Raw genomic sequence first — 16,167 nt, forward strand, 5'->3', positions numbered from 1 at the left:
CTCAGGACAGCTCGGTGAGCCAGTCGGCGAAGCGTCGCGGATCGGTGCGGACCTCGCCGCGGGGGAGGAGTGCCCGGTCGCGGAAGCTCGTGCTCAGGGGGAAGGGGGCACCCAGGACCCTGAGGCCCGGCTGAGTCCGTGCCGCGAGCGCCCGGGCCATCACCGCGGCGCTCAGTTGCTCCTCGCCGGCCAGTCGGTGGCGCGCAGGGGGCGTGGCGGGCGGTGGGCCGGCGTGGACCACCTCGGCCAGGAGCGTCGCGGCAGCCGCGGGATGCACTGGTTGGAGCGTCATCGCCGGGACCACGGCCACCAGGCCGAGCCGTGCCTGGACCAGGAACTGGCGGGCGAGCGAGAACCAGGCGGTGGTCGAGACGACCGACACGGGCAGGCCGCTCGCGAGATAGGTCTCCTCGTGGGCTGCCTTGCCCGCGTAGTAGCCGAGCGCCAACCGGACTGCCTGATCGGTGACGTTGAGGATCGAGAGGACCACGACGTGCGGCACGCGGGCAGCCCGGGCGGCGACCGAGGTGTGCTCGGCCACGGCGGTGAAGAAGTCCACGGCGGGGCCGCGACGCACGGCGGCGATGTTGGTGCAGTCGACGACCGCGTCGGCGCCCTCGAGGGCGTCCGCGAGGCCGGCACCGGTGGTGGCGTCGACCCCCGTGGCCCGGGAGGCCGGCACCACCTCGTGACCGCGCGCCCGCAGCTCGCGCGCCGCGAGCGTCCCCATCTCACCACCGGCACCGAGGAGCACGACCCGTCGTGACGTCATACCTGTCAGTGTGCACCCTCACGCGGTGGGAGACCTCGCACGAGCGGTGCGATGGCTGCGGCTGCATCCGGCCGTGCTGCGAAGGCGCTCCCTGCCCGGTGAGCGGACGGATCGTCGGTGGGGCCTTTCTACCGGAAACGCTAGAGCAGCAGGGAGTGCCCGCGGAAGTGGGGAGACGCTGCAAGAATGCCGTGTGGCTCTGATCTGGTACGACGGCTGGCAGATGGAGTGCTGCGGGGACCCGTTCGCCATGGGTGACGTCGTCGAGTGGACGCTCGACGACCATCCCGATGTGGCCTGGCTGGGCGCCGCGGTCGGCGAGGAACTCGCCCGGCAGATCGCGTATGCCGAGGAGCACCACGAAGACGGCGGACCTGGGACCACCCGCCGCGCACGTGGCGCAGTGCGGACGATCCGGTGCGCGTTCTGCGACTTCGGCCGCATCGTGGACGGTGACGACGCGAGTCATCCGGTGCCCGGGACGGCCGCACTCGTCGCGGCGGATCGGGTCGATGGCACCGAAGGCCGGGGGAGCGGCGCGAGTTGGCCCGCCGGTTCATCGGGTATGTCGTGGAGCTGGATGTCAGGTGAGCATCTATCTGTCACCAATGACTAGGAGAAGTGCCAAGTAGTTGCGAACAAGCGGCGAGCCTTCGCTTCGGAAGTAGTTGGCATGATCCGATCCAGTGCCGGCCTGCTCCTAACTACCCCATCACGAACGTCATAGAGAGGCAAGGGAACATGAGCAGGCAACGCTGCGGAAACTAGAGAAATTGGATACAGGCGCATGCAGAATTCCGTCACTAGCCAGCCATCGCAGCAGGCGCTGATCTCCGCAATCTTCGACGCAGCCGAGCGCGCGACGAACACCCTCACCCACCTCGTGCCCGGCCTCGACCGGGATCGTGCCGACTACGCGCTGGCGTCGCTGCTGTTGGAGGAGGCGTGGGTCAGCAGGCGCTGACGCTTACCTCAGTCGCGAGGAGCCGCTCCAGCGTCCGCGAAACCGTCGAAGGCCCGGATGTCCCGCTCGGGCTCGGGGAGGCCGTCACGGCATCGCTGGGCCGCGATGCGGCGGTCCTCGCGCTCCTCGGCCTCGAATACCTTGCCTAGTGCCTCCAGGTCGGCTTGGAGGGTGTCGTCGGGGTTGTGCTGCTGGTGCATGACGGTCCCTCCGTGGATCGGGCTTGCCCTACTGGGTGCTATCGAGGTTAGGCAGACATTCGTACGAGTGACTGCTCTGCCGGTCAAGCCAGACAGACACGAAGCAGAAGGATCACCCCTACGACGAGCAGGGAACCGTAGAAGGGCGTGATCGCCCAGGATTTCCACACCGAAGAGTCAGGAACCCAGTCCGAAGGAATCCAGCCCGAGAGGAGCGACTCCTTCTTCGCCTTCACGACCTGCTGCCCCGCAGCCGCATCCTCCGCCTCGTCAGGGGTGATGTCACGCTCGGGCTCCGGCGTCTGCTCGCAGCGCGCTACCTCGCGCGGGTCGAGGCTGAACAGGGGTATACCCTTCTTGCGCGCCACGGCGTCATAGAGGGCTCGGTACGCCTTCTCCCTATCCAGGTAGTGCATGTCCAGAAACATGAAGAGCAGCACCGCACCGAGACCGAGCGCGATCACGGACCAGGCGTTCTGTGTCATGCCGTAGCCGTAGGTGGCGGTGATCACGGGGAGCAGCCAACTCTTGGTGCTCGTGGACGCCGCAGACATGCGCGTGACGACGGCCTGGATGAAGTCGAGATGCTTGTGCAGGTCCTCGCGGGAGGGACCGTCGTTGTCCGTCACGGCTTGATCGATCTGCACGCCGTGCGGACGCGCATCAGAACGTCGTCCTTCTCTTCCTCGCTGTAGTCCGTCTCCTCCGGCCAGATCGGTCCCATCCCATCGCCGTCCCAGCGAGGAACGAGGTGCACGTGGAGATGGAAGACCGTCTGTGTCGCCGCCTCTCCGTTGGACTGGATGACGTTGAGGCCGTCGGGGTGAACCGCTTCCCGGATCGCCCCAGCCAGGCGCACGGTGGCGCTTGCCAGATGACCTGCCGTCTCCTCGGAGAGTGACCAGATGTCTGGAACGTGCTCTCGGGGCACGACCAGGGTGTGACCAAGAACGGCGGGCTCGGTCGGGAAGAAGGCGACGACGTGCTCGTCCCGGTAGACCTCCCGAGCATCCGGGTCGTCTCGCTGGACGATCTCGCAGAAGGGGCAGTCCTCGGCCCCGCTCACGGCCTGACCTTGCCCTGCGACGACCACCACTCCAGGTTGTCGACCAACTTCTTGTACGTCGCCTTGGAGTCGATCTTGCCGTCCCACGTAAGAGTGGTGGGGTCGAAGACGGGGATGGCGGAGGTGCCGCTGAACGGGCTTGCCCCTGCGCGATCCACGGTCCCCATGGACGAGAGCCCGTGAATGCGGACTCCGAGAAGCGGCTTCTTGTCGGCCCACGCCTTCTCGATCTCGTACTTCACCCACCGTCGAGTTGCCGTCTCCTGACCGATGAGAACGATGACCGCCTTCTTGTAGGCCATCTCCTTGTGAATCCAGTTCTTGATCGCCAGCTCGCCCTGACGGCGAACCTGCTCCCAGCCCTGCGCGTTTAGCAGCGGCTGGCCTTCGAGCGCGTTGATGTTTCGGACGAGTTGGACGCGGTTGACGTCGCGTTCGTAGTGGAATGAGTAGAAGACTGACTTGGCCATGGCGGCTCCCTTCCTCGTGGTCCCGGTGTGCTCGGGCTCACGAACAGCTCTAGCAGGCGGGTCCGACACTGCTGGGCACCGCCGTGAGGGGTGGGGTGCAGCGGACGCTTCCCCTCGCGGCTGCACCCCGCCTGACCTACTTGACCCGCATCTCGATGCGGGTGCCCTCGCTGATGTGCGTCGCGTACTCGGTCAACTCAGGATCGGAGATCGAGCCCCCGACCCGGGACCACTCGCGCCGAAGCACGGGCTTGATCTCGGAGACGGGCCGACCCTTGTAGCGACGGAGGAGGGAGTCGAACATCTTCTGGTAGTCAGAGGCGATGTCTTTCAGAGCAGGCTTGACGGCCTTCTCCAGTTCCTTCTCCCAGCCGGGACTCATCTTGAAGTTGGCCATGGCTCACACCCGCTGACTGATCGTCGTGTTCGGGTGGCGCTGGGCCGTGGACTCCTTGACGAACCGTCCGGTGATCGTGGAGCGGTGGACGGTCGTCTTGTTGGACGTGCCCCGACCGACCTTCTCGGTCGAGGTCGTCCTAGGGCTCCGACGTGCGGTCGAAGCCTTCACGAAGCGCCCCGTGCGGGCGCTCCTACTCGCGGTGCGTGCCATGGGCTCGCCTCCGTTCTGGGCCTTGGCCCATTTGCGAGCACTGCGCATGGAGCGACTAGAGTCGGAGTCCTAGTTCGCCAACTAAACACCAGGCCCTGAGCGCTCCACCCCGGAGTGTTCGGGGCTTCGGTGCTCTTGGGGAGAAGTCTAGTTGCTGCTAATGACAACGGTGTAGTCCCGCCTGTGGACAGGGGCGGGGGGTTTAGACCGATCCGACCTCCGGAAGGGTGACATCCGGCTCTGGAGTCTGCTTCCGCTGGCCCTGCATCGAGGACACCTTGCCCTCCGCCACCGTCAGGTACTCCTGCGAGGTGTCCAGGCCGATCCCGCGCCTACCCATCGCCAGCGCCGCCACGACCGACGTGCCAGAGCCGACGAACGGATCCAGAACCACTTCGCCAGGGGAGGTGGACAGGCCGATGCACCGGCCCGGGAGCGCCAACGGGAACTGAGCCCCGTGGCCATCCCCACCGCTGGAGGTGGGGATGACCCACACGTCCGAGAGTTTCGCGGTCTCCAACAGTGGGTTCCGGCCCCCGAGGGCCGTGAAGAGGCGTCCGTAGGCTTCCTTGTCGAACTTCGGAGTGCGCTGCTTAGTCAGGTGGATCACGTACTCCAACTGGCGGGAGACGCGAGACTTCTGAGGCTCGGGGAGAGTCGCGGTCTTGGCCCACGTGATGGTGCTCTTGACGTAGAGGCCAAGGCGAGAGGCCCGCTGGGCTATCAGGGCCGGGATGCCGACCTGCTCGCCATCCTTCAGGTAGGCGTGGCCCGCGCTGTAGCGCCGGTACTCGTGCTCGCTCCAGACCTTGTAGTGCTCTCCGCCCTGCATGGCCCGCAGAGCCTCCACCGCGTTGCCCCTGATCTGGGTGCGGGTGTTGAAGGTGTCCATGACGTTCCACCAGATCGAGCCGTCATCGGTCAGCACCCGGGACAGGGCATGGATGATCTCGACGGTGTGGCGCACGAAGCCCTCAGGCGTCTGCTCGTGCCCGTAGGGGGCAACTTCCCCATCAGCCCACGCGATGGCGCGGGCCTCCTTGTAGACGCGCATGGCCCAGTAGGGCGTGGAGGTGACCACGCACTGCACCGAGGCGTCGGGCAGGGTCGCGACGAGGGACAGGCAGTCCCCATGCACCAGGTCGTAGCGCTCCGGTATCACGAAGTCGCGCTCCGGCTCATCCGGCTGCTCGCGCATGAGGTAGTCGATCACCCGTGACCGGGGGACGAAGGTCTCCCCGAAGGCGTCCTGGTCGAGCAGGGACAGCACGTCGGAGATAGACAGGCTGTGGTTGTGCCCAACGACCCGCCGTATGAAGGCGGCGTTCATGCCCACGAGGGGAGCCACGTCAGCCACCGAGAAGCGGGCCTGCGAGTCGAGGTACCGGCTGCGATCCAGACTCGCTACGGGGGTGCGGGGCTGGATGGTACGCGAGATCGACTTCGACATGTGCCCAACCGTAGCGGCGGCAACCAACAGTCCTGGGGAGGTGAGGGGAACGAGTTGGGTAGCCTACGAGATGGAGACCAACAGTAGGGGAAAGAGGGCGAGGATGCCGCGAATCGGACAGGCGACCATGGAGGCCGCCCTGGCCTACTTCCACGACAAGGAGCGTGTGCAGACGAAGGTCTCCTCGGCGTGGGAGGCATTCTTGACCGGGCGCGTCTTCGCAGCACGTGGCGTCACCTCTCCCGCAGTAGCCGATGCGAACGCCGTGGTTGCCGAACTGTTCGTCTTGGACCCCTTGCTCGACCAGGGCCGACTGAAGCCGTTCCGCTACGGCTGGAACCGGAGTGACCAGTCCGGTCGAACGACCGTGTGGAACCAGACCACCCGGCAGCACGGGAACCTCTCCGAGTCGCTCTTCAATGGGGCCGACATCCGCAACGGCCTGCTTCCCAACGCCGCGAACGTCCTTATCGGCTTCTCTCCCGACAAGCCCTCCAAGGAGGCGATGACTGCATTCTTGGTTCGGGAGACAGACTTCCCGAGTGCGGCCACGTGGACTGACGCTCATAGCCACGCTGAGGGACTCCTCGGCATGACCCCGACCGAGTACGACACGATCACCGACGCTGCCACCACCCTCAAGGTGCCGCTGATGTCGTCTCCTGAGTGGTCGTTCGCAGCGCTACCGGCCTCTCTGAAGCCCACAGCCACCACGACCGTCCAAGCACCGAGCAACAGCCCTCAATGGTCGCCTGCACCCGGGACGGCCGAACTCGTCATTGAGGACCGCACCAAGCGGATGATCCGTCGAGCGGTGGCCAAGTTCCCCTTCATCCTGTTCGTCGGCCCTCCCGGGACAGGGAAGAGTCGGCTGGTCAACTGGATCACCCGTGAGGTCGCGCTGGACCCGGAGTCGTTCGGGTTCTCCGCGCTCTTCGACCCACAGACGATGTGGCGTACCCCCGACGAGTCATGGTCGGCTTTCGACCTCATCGGTGGACTCGCCCCCGACGCCGATGGTGCCCTGAAATGGTCGCCGGGCATCCTCCTCAATGCCGTCAGCGAGGATCGCTGGCTCGTGCTTGACGAGACCAACCGTGCGGACATGGACAAGATCATGGGTCCACTTCTGACGTGGCTCTCGGGCCAGAGCGCCGAAGTGGGCCGAGACGCCGCTCACGAAGGTGCAGCCATCACTATCGACTGGGGCACGCAGCCTGAGTCCGAGGTCAAGGAGGGAATCTACTCGGCTGGCACTGCGTGGCGGCTCTTCGGAACCTACAACCCAGCCGATGCCCAGCGGGTCTTCCGCATGGGGCTTGCGTTGTCCCGACGCTTCGTGGTCATCCCGATCCCGGCCCTGGACCCCGACTCATTCCAGACCCTGCTGGGGACCAAATACGAGGACCTGGAGCAGGAGGTGAGCGATGCCGTTGCGGGGCTCTACTCCGCCCATCACTCTGATGCCCACACTCAACTCGGCCCCGCCATCTTCCTGCGTATCGTGGACTACATCCTTGGTGACCCGGGTGATGCGACACAGGCCGAGCTGCTTGCCGAGGCGTACGTGATGAACCTCGGCAAGCATATCGCGGCCTACGACGACGCCGTGCTCGATGCCCTCGGGCAGAGAATCACCGATGAGGGCGCGATTGGCGAGGACGAGTGGGCATGGATCAAGAGTCATCGCCACACGCTCGGCTGACCGACCTCGCTGTCCCGCTTGAAGGTATCGAGACCATCCTGTCGGGGTGGTCGGGCAAGGGCAGCCTGTACGAAGCCATGGCAGCCGTTTCGGAGGACAACACGACTGAGCGGGCATGGAGCGAGCAGGACATCAGAAGCCGAGCAGACCACATTCTCGTTGAGCACGTCCGCGCACACCTCGACAAATGGCCGCGTTCGGTCGATGAGTGGCTACCGCACCTGCCGGTTGCCTCGCGGGCAGAGGTGCTCGTCTCCTCAACGCCCCATGGTCGTGTCGACTGGCGTGAGACCTCGCGGCGGTTCGGGTGGCCTGCCCGTTCCTACGTCACGCGCAGACGCCACCGAGAGATCGCTGATGTCACGGTCACCACGCTGGCGTGGACCGTCGAGCGACTAGAAGAGGTGATCCGGCAGGCGAGGAAGGGCAGGATGCTGCCCGAGGTAGAACCTGCACTGGATGAGCCCCTCAGCGCTGCACGAGAGGCCCTCGCACTCACGGAGATGCCCGAGACCCTGCCTCGCCCCGACAGGCACGATCTGGAGGCTCTCACCACCTCTGGGCGACCGTGGTCTTACGTCGAGGCCGTGACGAGCAAGGTCGTCCGCTCCGAGACGGACCTGATGTGGTTCGCGGAGCAGATGCTGTCTCCGGACGCCGATCTACGTTGGCGGCTGTTCCACCTTGCCTCGCTCGGACATCTGCTCTCAGCCCTCCGCAAGCACCAGGCCCGCATCTCATGGCGGGCACCGATGGGTGCCGGTTCCACAGGGCCTCACTTTGTGGCGCACCTTCCGGACGGCACCAACGTTGACGTGTGGTTCGAGACCGCAGGGGCCAACAAGTACTACAGCGGAGCGTCACCGGGTCTGTACTCGGAGACGGTCAAGCCGGTCCATGGTGCAGAACGCGGCATCGGTGCGGACCTTGGCCTCTACATCCCCAGCCGAAGGCACGCGATGCTCCTCGAGGTGAAGTTCTCTTGGTTCGGTCCTTACATCTCCCGCAACGGCTTCCACCAGGCTGCCGCCTACGTGCTTGATGCTGGGGACCACTGGGAGCGCGTGTGGTCTTACATCCTCGGCCCCGAGGAGCGAGTCTCCGGTACGTCACGGGTTGCCGTCCCACAACGCCACGGTGACGCCGCCTTGGGAGCGACCAGCATCGCAGGGCTGGACGAACTGATCTCCGACTTCCTGAGCACTGCCTCCGACACCGACGATGATGCTAGTCCAGAGGAGGATGCCTCGTAGAGGGGCTAGGTGCTGTCGTTGAACGCTTGTATCACCGCCAGCGACTGGGCGCGGCGCTGCTCGGCCTTGGACGGGGCCTGCGCGACCTTGCGTCCGAGGACCGTCGGTAGCGCTCTCTGCCCTCGACCAAGAGTGCGGGAGCGTTCATCTGCCCTTGGGGTTCCCCGCCCTGACGCGCGGCCTTCTCGATCCACTCCTCGATCTGGCGAGGACTGCGGAACCCTTCGCTCTCCCACATGCCCAGCCCGACGAGGACCATCCCGGGGCTGTAGCCAGCCCTCAGCGCGTCGTGGATGCCAGCAAGCAGGGTCCGAGCCTTGACAACGGGCGCACCTGCCTCGACCATCACCTCGCAGTACGCATCAAGGACGGCCTGGGCGGACCCAGGGGAGGGGGCCGTCTCGGTTCCGGTTGGGAGTGCCACGACGATCCCACCTCCGCCATGTCTTCCCGTTTCTGTCTTCTCGTCAACCCCCCCCCGTCCGGGTAGCGGCCAGCGCTACCTCTACCGTCGTAGCCGTCACTACCGCAGAGGTAGCAACCAGTGCTGAGTAGAGGACGAGGTGACACTGGACCTCGTCAGCCGGGATGATGTTCCTCCGGCGCGCTTTACATAATGTGACTTATCGGCGTTTCTCGACAGTGTGCAGCAGCAGGTCTTCCGCCGTCACGACGCCGTCACGACAGCGGCACACGCCTGGCCGTGTGCATCACGATGTCCGCCCGGACCTCGACGACCGCCGGGAGGACGGCACGCACGCGGCGAAGCACCTCGGTCCGGTCGGTCTCGTCGAGGCTCAGGTAGGCCGACACGGTCGACAGGTAGCCGATGTAGTCGTCGGGACTCAGCTCCAGTGATCGAGCCACCACCGCCTGCCGCACCTTTGTGAACAGGTCCGAACGCTCCAGCTCCGTGCCCGGCCACTGCAGCTGATCGCCCTCTGGGGTACCGTCCGGTGACGGCACCTGGTCGCTGTCGATGTCCGACCCGCGCGCTCTCCGGACCGCTGCCGCCACCGCCGGATCCGCCAGTCGGACAGGGCCGCCGAACGAGGCGAACAGCCCTCCCGGACGCAGCAACGCGGCGACCCGCTCCCACCGCCCTGCAGGAGGCGTCCAGTGCAGGGACGCCGCGGCGTACACCAGATCGAACGGGCCGATCGTGCCGAGGTCTTCCAGCGTGCCCTCGACCGTGCCCACCGTCGGCAGCTGGCGGCTCAGCTCCCCCAGCATCGCGGGGTCCGGATCGGTCGCGATGACGGCGATCCCGCGTGCGGCGAAGACTCTCGTGGCCTTACCCGTGCCCGCCCCGATCTCCACGGCTGTCCGCACGTGGCCGGCCGCCGACCCGAGTACGAGGTCGACGACGCGGTCGGGGTATCCCGGACGGTACCGCTCGTACGCCGCTGCGGCGGCGCCGAAGGTGCGCGACCGGGGACGCGGATCGGCGGTCACGACGTCCTCCGGTGGTCTCGGCGCGGGATCTGCGGACACGGGCCCCCTACTCCCCCGCCGGACCGTCGACGTTGATGGTCGGTGCGCCGCCGCCACAGCGCACGATGACGGCACGAGATGGCGCATCCCCGGGGTTCGACTCCCGGTGCACAGCACCGGCGGGGACCCGGAGGAAGTCGCCCGGTCCGGCCTCGACGACGTCCGCTCCCCCGGGTCCGGACTCCAGCCGGAACACGCCGGACACGATGTACAGCGTGGTCTCGTGCTCCCCGTGATGGTGCCAGCCGGTCACCGCCCCGGGCTCGGTGTCGACGGTGCCGGTCCACATCCCGTCCGAGTGCTCGGCCATCCGGCGGCTCATCCCGGGCGTGGGGTCCGCCGGTTCGAGCGAGCCGTCGGCGATCCGTCGGCAGGGGACGGCGGCGCGGTGGGAGTCGGTCATGCCCCCCATCCCACCGGCACGGCGGCCCCTTTGTCCAGCGCCCGGCACCCGACCTGGGCGGGATCAGGCAACAGGCGGTATACCGTGTCGCTGCGACGATGAGGAGGAGGGCGGGTGAGATGGGCGACCAGGCGGACGAGGTGGAGCGCAACGTCTTCTGGCGAGCGGTGCACCGGGTGGACACCTCCCGGCCGGTGCGCGCGTTCGTGCGCTACCTGCTGGTGCGCGGCAACCTGTCGGCCGGCGGCGTCACCATCTCCGCCCTCGTCTCGCTCACCGCGCTCGTCACCATCATGGTCAACGGGTTCAGGGCGACCCTCGGCCGTCAGCCCGAGCTGTTCGACCGGGTCATCGAGGCCATCAACACGGCCTTTCCCGGGCTGATCGACGACGGCAGCAACGGCGGCATCATCGACCCCGAGCGGCTGGTCCTGGAGCGTTCCCTGACCCTGGCGACCCTGATCTCGGTGCCGGTGCTGCTGTGGACCGCGACCAACGTCATGACCGGGCTGCGCAACAGCATCCGCTCGATGTTCGGGCTCACGGGTGCGCCGTTGCGGCCGATCCGGGGCAAGGGGTGGGACGCGGTCGGGGTGCTGCTGCTCAGCCTGGCCGTGCTGGTCTCCTCACTGCTGCTCAGCGGGTCGACGGGGCTGACGCGCTCGTTGCTCGAGGAGCTGAACGTGAGCGGCGGCCTGAGCGTGCTCTTCATCCGGATCGCCGCAGTGATGGCCGCCTTCGTGGTGGACGCGGTGGTGTTCTACCTCCTCTTCCGGGTCGCCGCGAAGGTGCGCATGCCGTCGCCTGACGCGCTCAAGGGGGCGCTGCTCGGGGCGACCGGCTGGGGGCTGCTGCGCCTGGCGGGCACCCAGGTGATCGGCAGCTGGGACAACCCGCTCTTCGCCTCCTTCGCGGTCCTCGCCACGTTGCTGGTCTGGCTCAACCTGGGCCTGCGGTGGGTGCTCTTCACCGCGGCCTGGACTGCCAACCCGCCGCACACCAACCTTCCGGTGGTGCCGAACGAGGTCCATGCCACCGAGACGCCGAACTACGTGACCCAGAGCGCACCGCATACCCTCGCCTGGCCGCACCACGAGGTCACCGGCACCCTCATCCCGCACAACGGCGTCGTGGGTCACGACGACGCAGCCGCGGCATTCAGCGACCAGCAGCGCGACTCCTGAGGTCAGGGCATGAACGCCGCCACCTTCAGCATCTACACCGTGCTGCTGCTCGACTACGGACTCAAGATCTGGGCGATCGGCGATCGACAACGTCTGTCGGCTCACCGCTGCCCTGATGTGACCCGCCTCGCCGCGCGCAACCGGCTCCGGCTCGCCTAGCGTGGGCGGATGCATACTCTCCGCGACGGCACCCCGCTCCCCGACGTCGGCTTCGGCACCTATCCCCTGGCCGGCGAGGAGGGCATCGACGCGATCGTCTCCGCCCTCGAGGTCGGCTACCGCTACCTCGACACGGCGGTCAACTACGGCAACGAGGCCGAGGTCGGCGAGGCGGTCCGCCGCAGCGGTCTCGCGCGGGAGGACGTCATGCTGGCGACCAAGATCCCCGGTCGGGCCCACGAGCGGGACCGGGCGATCGCCAGCATCGAGGAGTCGCTGCAGCGACTCGGGGTCGAGCACGTCGACGTGGCCCTGGTGCACTGGCCCAACCCCTCGGTCGGGCGCTACGTCGAGGCGTTCGAGGCGTTGCTGGAGTGCCGCGAGCGCGGACTGGTGCGGCACGTGGGCACGAGCAACTACACCGCAGCGCACCTGCGCGAGCTGGTCGCGGCCACCGGTGAGGCGCCGGTCCTCAACCAGATCGAGTGCCACCCGCTCTTCCCGCAGAAGGAGATGCTCGACGTCCACGAGGAGCTGGGCGTCCTCACCCAGGCCTGGAGCCCGCTCGGCAAGCGCGAGGCGCAGTATGACGCCGCTCCCGTCGTCAGCGCCGCGCAACGTCTCGGGGTCTCCCCCGCCCAGGTCATCCTGCGGTGGCACCTGGAGCGGGGGGTGATGCCGCTGCCGAAGTCAGGAACGACGGAGCGACAGCAGGCCAACCTCGACGTCGCGGCCCTCGCCCTCGACCCAGAGGAGGTCGAGGCCATCACGGCCCTGGGCCGCCCCGATGGTCGGCTCTTCGACGGCGACCCGGAGACGCACGAGGAGATGTGACCGGGGAATTCGACCACCGGAATCATCGCCATGGCACCGATTCCCGTGGTCGAATTCGGAGTGGGCGTCCACATCGTCGGCTCGGGGACTCCCGTCGTCCACAGATCCGGGCGACGGACTCCCCCGACCGTCCTGGAGGGGGCAGGGTCGGGACATGGCGACGACGACGGCGGCACCGGCCAACGAGGTGCAGCTCACCGGGAGGGTGAGCGGAGCTCCTGTTGAGCGGGAGCTCCCCAGCGGTGACGTGATCGTGCAGCTGCGGGTCGTGGTGCCACGGCCTCAGCCTCGGGGGCGCAAGGACGCCCCGGGCTCGCGGCAGCGCGTCGATACCATCGACGTCAGCTGCTGGACCTCCCGGTCCCGGGCCGCCGGGCTGAGGCTGAGCGACGGCTCGGGCGTGCACGTCAGCGGCGCCCTGCGACGCAGGTTCTTCCGCACCGGGGCCGGTGCCGCGTCGCGCTACGAGGTCGAGGCCTCGACGGTGCGCGCCGTGACCCTGACCTGAGGCGAGTCCTGGTCTGCGGTGACCCAGACCTGAGGCGGGGCCGGCCTCGTGGACGGTCCAGATCTCCATCCCGGCACGCTGCGGGTCGAGGTCGGCGACGTGCATGGCGTCACCGTGCCCGAGCCGGACGTACTCCCCCGGGGCCGCGTTGCCCTCGGGCAGGGTGTCGAAGGAGGAGTAGAGCAGGCGGCCATCGTCGTCCGGGTGTAGTAGCCGTGGGCGAAGACCGCCGAGGGCTGCTCCCCGGCGAGGTAGGCGACACCGCCGTGAAAGCGGTCCACCCGGTTGCCCGGCTCGATCCGCGACATCGCGTAGTCGCCCCAGCCCTGACGCCTCGTCAAGGTCAACCGTTGCGGCCACTGCGCGGGCACGCGGCCCTCCTGGCCGCGTAGCCTGGGTCCATGTCCTCCACGGCACCGCTCACCCCGCGTGTGGTCCAGCGCGCAGAGTCACGGGTCGTGGCCTACGACCACGGCGCCCACCTCGCCAGCTGGACGGTCCATGGCGAGCCCGTCGTCTGGCTCAGCGAGCGTGCCGTCCTGGACGGATCGCGGGCGATCCGCGGCGGTGTCCCGATCTGCTTCCCGTGGTTCGCCGCCGGACCGGACGGTGCCCACTCCCCCAGCCACGGTCCGGTGCGCACGACCGCCTGGGTGCCGGACGACACCCTCGAGCAGGAGGTCCTGGCCTGGCGTCTGAGCAGCGCGGAGGTCGCGGGTGCGCCCGAGGCCGAGCACCTGCCAGGCGCCTTCGAGCTGAGGTATGCCGTGTCCCTGCCCGACGCGTCGCAGGCGCTGTCGGTGGCGCTGCAGATCACGAACCCCGGCACGGATCCCCTGCGCGTCGAGGCGGCGCTGCATACCTATCTGGCCGTCGCCGACGTGACCGGGACGACCGTAACCGGTCTCGACGGTGCCGACTTCCTGGACAAGGTGCGCGGGCTGCGCCGTCGTCAGGATGGGCCGGTGCGCCTGGACGGGGAGACCGACAACGTCTACGACTCGCCGGGGACGCAGGACCTGGGGGTCGAGGACGGCCAGCGGACGATCCACCTGCACCCGGTCGGTGCCACTCAGACCGTGGTGTGGAATCCCGGTCCACGCGCCGCCGCCGAGATGAGCGACCTCGACGACGAGGAGTGGCGCGACTTCGTCTGCGTCGAGGCCGCAGCCACCGGTGCCCGGGCGCTCACCATCCCGCCCGGCGGGTCCCACGTCCTGGCCTGCGCCATCGTGGTCCCGTGACACGCAACGACACGGGCAGGACGACCGTGCCGGACGATCAGGGTCGGCCGGACGGGGCGCACGCGTCGGGCCCAGACCCGGCGGAGCGCGAAGAGGGCGTCCCGGCCGAGCCGACGCCCGGTCCCTTCGGTCCGGACGGCGAAGGGCATGGTGCGCCGGTCGACCAGACCGATCCGGACGACCCCGTGACCCAGGCAGCGGCCGAGGCCGAGACCGTCGACCGCGGTGCGCTCATCCTCCAGGGACTGCGTGGCGCGGCGGCGTGGTCCTGGCGGTTCCTCCTCGTCGTGGCGGCGCTGTTCGTCGTCTTCTACGTCCTCAGCGAGATCTGGGTGGGTGTGCTGCCGATCATCCTCGCGCTCATCGTCAGCTCGGTGCTGTGGCCGCCGGTGCGCTGGCTGCGCGGGCATCGTTGGCCCGCGGGCCTGGCCTCCGCGACCGTCTTGCTGGGTGCGCTGGCCGCCTTCAGCGGCATCATCGCCCTCATCGCCCCGGGCGTCGGCAGCCAGGCCCGGCAGGTCGCCGACAACACCGCGGCGGGCCTCGATATCGTCCTGGACTGGGTGGCGGGGCCTCCTCTTAACCTCGAGAACGAGCAGCTCAACGACTACGTCGCCCGAGGCACGACGTGGCTGGAATCACGGGCCAGCGACCTCGCCGAAGGTGCCCTGTCGACGATCTCCGCGGTGGGCTCGATCCTCATCACGTCCGTGCTCGTGCTCGTGCTGACCTTCTTCTTCCTCAAGGACGGCGCCGGCTTCCTCCCGTGGATGCGCAAGACGGTGGGCCGGAGCGCCGGGCTCTACCTCACCGAGGCGCTGGCCCGGGTCTGGGTGACCCTCGGCGGCTTCTTGCGGGCCCAGGCGGTCGTGGCCGCGGTGGACGCGACCTTCATCGGCCTGGGGCTCGTGCTCCTCGACATCCCGTTGGCCTTCGCGCTGGCCGTGATCACCTTCTTCCTGGCCTTCATCCCCATCGTCGGCGCCTTCGTCGCCGGGGGGCTCGCAGTCCTCGTGGCCTTGGTCACCCAGGGCTGGGTGGTCGCGCTCTACGTCCTGCTCATCGTCGTCGCGGTCCAGCAGGCCGAGAGCACCTTCGTGGCGCCACTCATGCACGGCCGCGTCATGTCGATGCACCCCGTCATCGTGATCCTCGGCGTCGCCGCCGGCGGCACCCTCTGGGGTGTGCTCGGGGCCTTCCTCGCCGTGCCGGTGCTGGCCTCGGTGCTGACCCTCGTGCGCTACGGGAGCGAGCATCTCGACCTGCGCACCGGTGCCGTCCACGTCGACGACACCCGCAACGTGACCCCGGAGGGCAGGCGCGCCGCCGCCCTCGCCGAGAGCTCGGCACCGCTGTTCCAGCTGCGCGCGCAGCAGGCATACCGGCAGGCGCAGGACGAGCGCGGTGCCGCGCGGGTGGCCATGGTGGAGCGGACGAGCGAGCTGGCGGCGTCCTTCCGGGACCGCTTCCTCTCGCCCATCCTGCGGCGGGACAAGGACGAGGGCCAGGACGAAGGGTCGGAGCGGGGCGTCCCCCGCGACTGACGCCAGAGAGCCCCGGCCCGCGCGGGCCGAGGCTCTCCAGGACGGTCGCGGCAGCGACCGCGGTGCGAGGGGACTACTTGGTGGCGTCGTTCCAGGCGTCCTTGGCGTTCTCGCCGGCCTGCTTCACGTTGGCGCTGGCCTGGTCGCCCTTGCCCTCGGCCTCCATCCGCTCGTCGTCGGTGGCGTCGCCGACGGCCTCCTTCGCCTTGCCCTTGGCCTCGTCGGCCGCGTTCGAGATCTTGTCACCCATACCCATGGTGGGCTCTCCCTTCGTGAGGTGGTCAACTCCCTCACTCTCGGTCCACCC

The 16,167-nt window shown here is 68.2% G+C and carries 20 protein-coding genes and 1 pseudogene; 10 read left to right on the forward strand and 11 right to left on the reverse strand.

The genetic code is table 11. The features are described 5' to 3' along the window. Position 1: 1 nt before the first annotated feature. A complete protein-coding gene (locus AC5PYY_RS12295; protein WP_493897094.1) occupies positions 2 to 772 on the reverse strand; it encodes an SDR family oxidoreductase in 771 nt (256 codons plus the stop codon). Between the two features lie 193 nt (positions 773 to 965). Here AC5PYY_RS12295 and AC5PYY_RS12300 point away from each other — a divergent pair, with 193 nt between their 5' ends. Together AC5PYY_RS12300 and AC5PYY_RS12305 are read left to right on the forward strand one after the other, a co-directional pair. Continuing rightward, positions 966 to 1,388 (forward strand): DUF6578 domain-containing protein, encoded by a 423-nt coding sequence (locus AC5PYY_RS12300; protein ID WP_493897095.1) that lies wholly within the window; start codon positions 966 to 968, stop codon positions 1,386 to 1,388. Between the two features lie 171 nt (positions 1,389 to 1,559). Next, the gene (locus AC5PYY_RS12305; RefSeq protein ID WP_493897096.1) at positions 1,560 to 1,736 is read left to right on the forward strand and encodes a hypothetical protein; all 177 of its coding nucleotides are present in this window, start codon (positions 1,560 to 1,562) and stop codon (positions 1,734 to 1,736) included. Positions 1,737 to 1,744: 8 nt separating this feature from the next. Here the strand turns inward: AC5PYY_RS12305 and AC5PYY_RS12310 are convergent, their stop codons facing one another. The 6 genes from AC5PYY_RS12310 to AC5PYY_RS12335 form a co-directional block, all read right to left on the reverse strand. Beyond that, a complete protein-coding gene (locus tag AC5PYY_RS12310) occupies positions 1,745 to 1,936 on the reverse strand; it encodes a hypothetical protein (RefSeq protein WP_493897097.1) in 192 nt (63 codons plus the stop codon). A gap of 83 nt (positions 1,937 to 2,019) precedes the next feature. Beyond that, positions 2,020 to 2,565, reverse strand: coding sequence for a hypothetical protein (locus AC5PYY_RS12315; RefSeq protein ID WP_493897098.1), 546 nt, complete (start codon positions 2,563 to 2,565; stop codon positions 2,020 to 2,022). Continuing rightward, complete coding sequence (locus AC5PYY_RS12320; protein WP_493897099.1) at positions 2,562 to 3,002, reverse strand: HIT family protein; 441 nt, start codon at positions 3,000 to 3,002, stop codon at positions 2,562 to 2,564. The genes AC5PYY_RS12315 and AC5PYY_RS12320 overlap by 4 nt, the downstream gene beginning before the upstream one ends. Then, positions 2,999 to 3,472 (reverse strand): TIR domain-containing protein, encoded by a 474-nt coding sequence (locus AC5PYY_RS12325; RefSeq protein WP_493897100.1) that lies wholly within the window; start codon positions 3,470 to 3,472, stop codon positions 2,999 to 3,001. The genes AC5PYY_RS12320 and AC5PYY_RS12325 overlap by 4 nt, the downstream gene beginning before the upstream one ends. A gap of 136 nt (positions 3,473 to 3,608) precedes the next feature. Next, complete coding sequence (locus AC5PYY_RS12330) at positions 3,609 to 3,869, reverse strand: hypothetical protein (RefSeq protein WP_493897101.1); 261 nt, start codon at positions 3,867 to 3,869, stop codon at positions 3,609 to 3,611. Positions 3,870 to 4,284: 415 nt separating this feature from the next. Further along, a complete protein-coding gene (locus tag AC5PYY_RS12335; RefSeq protein ID WP_493897102.1) occupies positions 4,285 to 5,412 on the reverse strand; it encodes a DNA-methyltransferase in 1,128 nt (375 codons plus the stop codon). Here AC5PYY_RS12335 and AC5PYY_RS12340 point away from each other — a divergent pair. Beyond that, the gene (locus AC5PYY_RS12340; RefSeq protein WP_493897103.1) at positions 5,396 to 7,237 is read left to right on the forward strand and encodes an AAA family ATPase; all 1,842 of its coding nucleotides are present in this window, start codon (positions 5,396 to 5,398) and stop codon (positions 7,235 to 7,237) included. The genes AC5PYY_RS12335 and AC5PYY_RS12340 overlap by 17 nt on opposite strands. Then, positions 7,204 to 8,490: a hypothetical protein gene (locus AC5PYY_RS12345; protein ID WP_493897104.1), complete on the forward strand. Its 1,287-nt coding sequence runs from the start codon at positions 7,204 to 7,206 to the stop codon at positions 8,488 to 8,490. Before AC5PYY_RS12340 ends, AC5PYY_RS12345 begins: the two co-directional genes overlap by 34 nt. 678 nt (positions 8,491 to 9,168) lie before the next feature. Here the strand turns inward: AC5PYY_RS12345 and AC5PYY_RS12350 are convergent. Then, a complete protein-coding gene (locus AC5PYY_RS12350) occupies positions 9,169 to 9,984 on the reverse strand; it encodes a class I SAM-dependent methyltransferase (RefSeq protein ID WP_493897105.1) in 816 nt (271 codons plus the stop codon). Positions 9,985 to 9,991: 7 nt separating this feature from the next. Next, positions 9,992 to 10,387: a cupin domain-containing protein gene (locus AC5PYY_RS12355; protein WP_493897106.1), complete on the reverse strand. Its 396-nt coding sequence runs from the start codon at positions 10,385 to 10,387 to the stop codon at positions 9,992 to 9,994. Positions 10,388 to 10,506: 119 nt separating this feature from the next. Here AC5PYY_RS12355 and AC5PYY_RS12360 point away from each other — a divergent pair, with 119 nt between their 5' ends. The 4 genes from AC5PYY_RS12360 (at position 10,507) to AC5PYY_RS12375 (ending at position 13,072) form a co-directional block, all read left to right on the forward strand. Next, complete coding sequence (locus AC5PYY_RS12360; RefSeq protein WP_493897107.1) at positions 10,507 to 11,571, forward strand: YihY/virulence factor BrkB family protein; 1,065 nt, start codon at positions 10,507 to 10,509, stop codon at positions 11,569 to 11,571. Between the two features lie 9 nt (positions 11,572 to 11,580). Then, positions 11,581 to 11,730: a hypothetical protein gene (locus tag AC5PYY_RS12365; protein ID WP_493897108.1), complete on the forward strand. Its 150-nt coding sequence runs from the start codon at positions 11,581 to 11,583 to the stop codon at positions 11,728 to 11,730. 9 nt (positions 11,731 to 11,739) lie between these two features. Continuing rightward, the gene (locus AC5PYY_RS12370) at positions 11,740 to 12,564 is read left to right on the forward strand and encodes an aldo/keto reductase (protein WP_493897109.1); all 825 of its coding nucleotides are present in this window, start codon (positions 11,740 to 11,742) and stop codon (positions 12,562 to 12,564) included. Positions 12,565 to 12,718: 154 nt separating this feature from the next. Further along, a complete protein-coding gene (locus tag AC5PYY_RS12375) occupies positions 12,719 to 13,072 on the forward strand; it encodes a single-stranded DNA-binding protein (protein ID WP_493897110.1) in 354 nt (117 codons plus the stop codon). Here the strand turns inward: AC5PYY_RS12375 and AC5PYY_RS12380 are convergent. Then, a pseudogene (locus AC5PYY_RS12380) lies at positions 13,064 to 13,395 on the reverse strand (rhamnogalacturonan lyase family protein); the annotation flags it as partial. The gene AC5PYY_RS12375 and the pseudogene AC5PYY_RS12380 sit on opposite strands and share 9 nt — an antisense overlap. A gap of 78 nt (positions 13,396 to 13,473) precedes the next feature. Between AC5PYY_RS12380 and AC5PYY_RS12385 the strand changes: the two are divergent. Together AC5PYY_RS12385 and AC5PYY_RS12390 are read left to right on the forward strand one after the other, a co-directional pair. Next, positions 13,474 to 14,316 carry a D-hexose-6-phosphate mutarotase gene (locus tag AC5PYY_RS12385; protein WP_493897111.1) on the forward strand — a complete coding sequence of 281 codons (843 nt, stop codon included), beginning with the start codon at positions 13,474 to 13,476 and terminating at the stop codon, positions 14,314 to 14,316. Continuing rightward, a complete protein-coding gene (locus AC5PYY_RS12390; RefSeq protein ID WP_493897112.1) occupies positions 14,313 to 15,860 on the forward strand; it encodes an AI-2E family transporter in 1,548 nt (515 codons plus the stop codon). The genes AC5PYY_RS12385 and AC5PYY_RS12390 overlap by 4 nt, the downstream gene beginning before the upstream one ends. Positions 15,861 to 15,933: 73 nt before the next feature. Here AC5PYY_RS12390 and AC5PYY_RS12395 read toward each other — a convergent pair whose 3' ends face one another. Continuing rightward, entirely contained in the window at positions 15,934 to 16,116 is a 183-nt protein-coding gene (locus tag AC5PYY_RS12395; protein ID WP_493897113.1) for a CsbD family protein, read from the reverse strand. Positions 16,117 to 16,167 lie beyond the last annotated feature (51 nt).

Source organism: Serinicoccus sp. JS2-9, from assembly GCF_059025165.1.

Bases quoted from the DNA above. Each gene is read 5' to 3' on its own strand.
- AC5PYY_RS12295 (WP_493897094.1), bottom strand. From the start codon at position 772: ATGACGTCACGACGGGTCGTGCTCCTCGGTGCCGGTGGTGAGATGGGG.
- AC5PYY_RS12305 (WP_493897096.1), top strand. From the start codon at position 1,560: ATGCAGAATTCCGTCACTAGCCAGCCATCGCAGCAGGCGCTGATCTCC.
- AC5PYY_RS12310 (WP_493897097.1), bottom strand. From the start codon at position 1,936: ATGCACCAGCAGCACAACCCCGACGACACCCTCCAAGCCGACCTGGAG.
- AC5PYY_RS12325 (WP_493897100.1), bottom strand. From the start codon at position 3,472: ATGGCCAAGTCAGTCTTCTACTCATTCCACTACGAACGCGACGTCAAC.
- AC5PYY_RS12330 (WP_493897101.1), bottom strand. From the start codon at position 3,869: ATGGCCAACTTCAAGATGAGTCCCGGCTGGGAGAAGGAACTGGAGAAG.
- AC5PYY_RS12340 (WP_493897103.1), top strand. From the start codon at position 5,396: ATGAAGGCGGCGTTCATGCCCACGAGGGGAGCCACGTCAGCCACCGAG.
- AC5PYY_RS12335 (WP_493897102.1), bottom strand. From the start codon at position 5,412: ATGAACGCCGCCTTCATACGGCGGGTCGTTGGGCACAACCACAGCCTG.
- AC5PYY_RS12345 (WP_493897104.1), top strand. From the start codon at position 7,204: ATGGATCAAGAGTCATCGCCACACGCTCGGCTGACCGACCTCGCTGTC.
- AC5PYY_RS12355 (WP_493897106.1), bottom strand. From the start codon at position 10,387: ATGACCGACTCCCACCGCGCCGCCGTCCCCTGCCGACGGATCGCCGAC.
- AC5PYY_RS12360 (WP_493897107.1), top strand. From the start codon at position 10,507: ATGGGCGACCAGGCGGACGAGGTGGAGCGCAACGTCTTCTGGCGAGCG.
- AC5PYY_RS12365 (WP_493897108.1), top strand. From the start codon at position 11,581: ATGAACGCCGCCACCTTCAGCATCTACACCGTGCTGCTGCTCGACTAC.
- AC5PYY_RS12370 (WP_493897109.1), top strand. From the start codon at position 11,740: ATGCATACTCTCCGCGACGGCACCCCGCTCCCCGACGTCGGCTTCGGC.
- AC5PYY_RS12375 (WP_493897110.1), top strand. From the start codon at position 12,719: ATGGCGACGACGACGGCGGCACCGGCCAACGAGGTGCAGCTCACCGGG.
- AC5PYY_RS12385 (WP_493897111.1), top strand. From the start codon at position 13,474: ATGTCCTCCACGGCACCGCTCACCCCGCGTGTGGTCCAGCGCGCAGAG.
- AC5PYY_RS12395 (WP_493897113.1), bottom strand. From the start codon at position 16,116: ATGGGTATGGGTGACAAGATCTCGAACGCGGCCGACGAGGCCAAGGGC.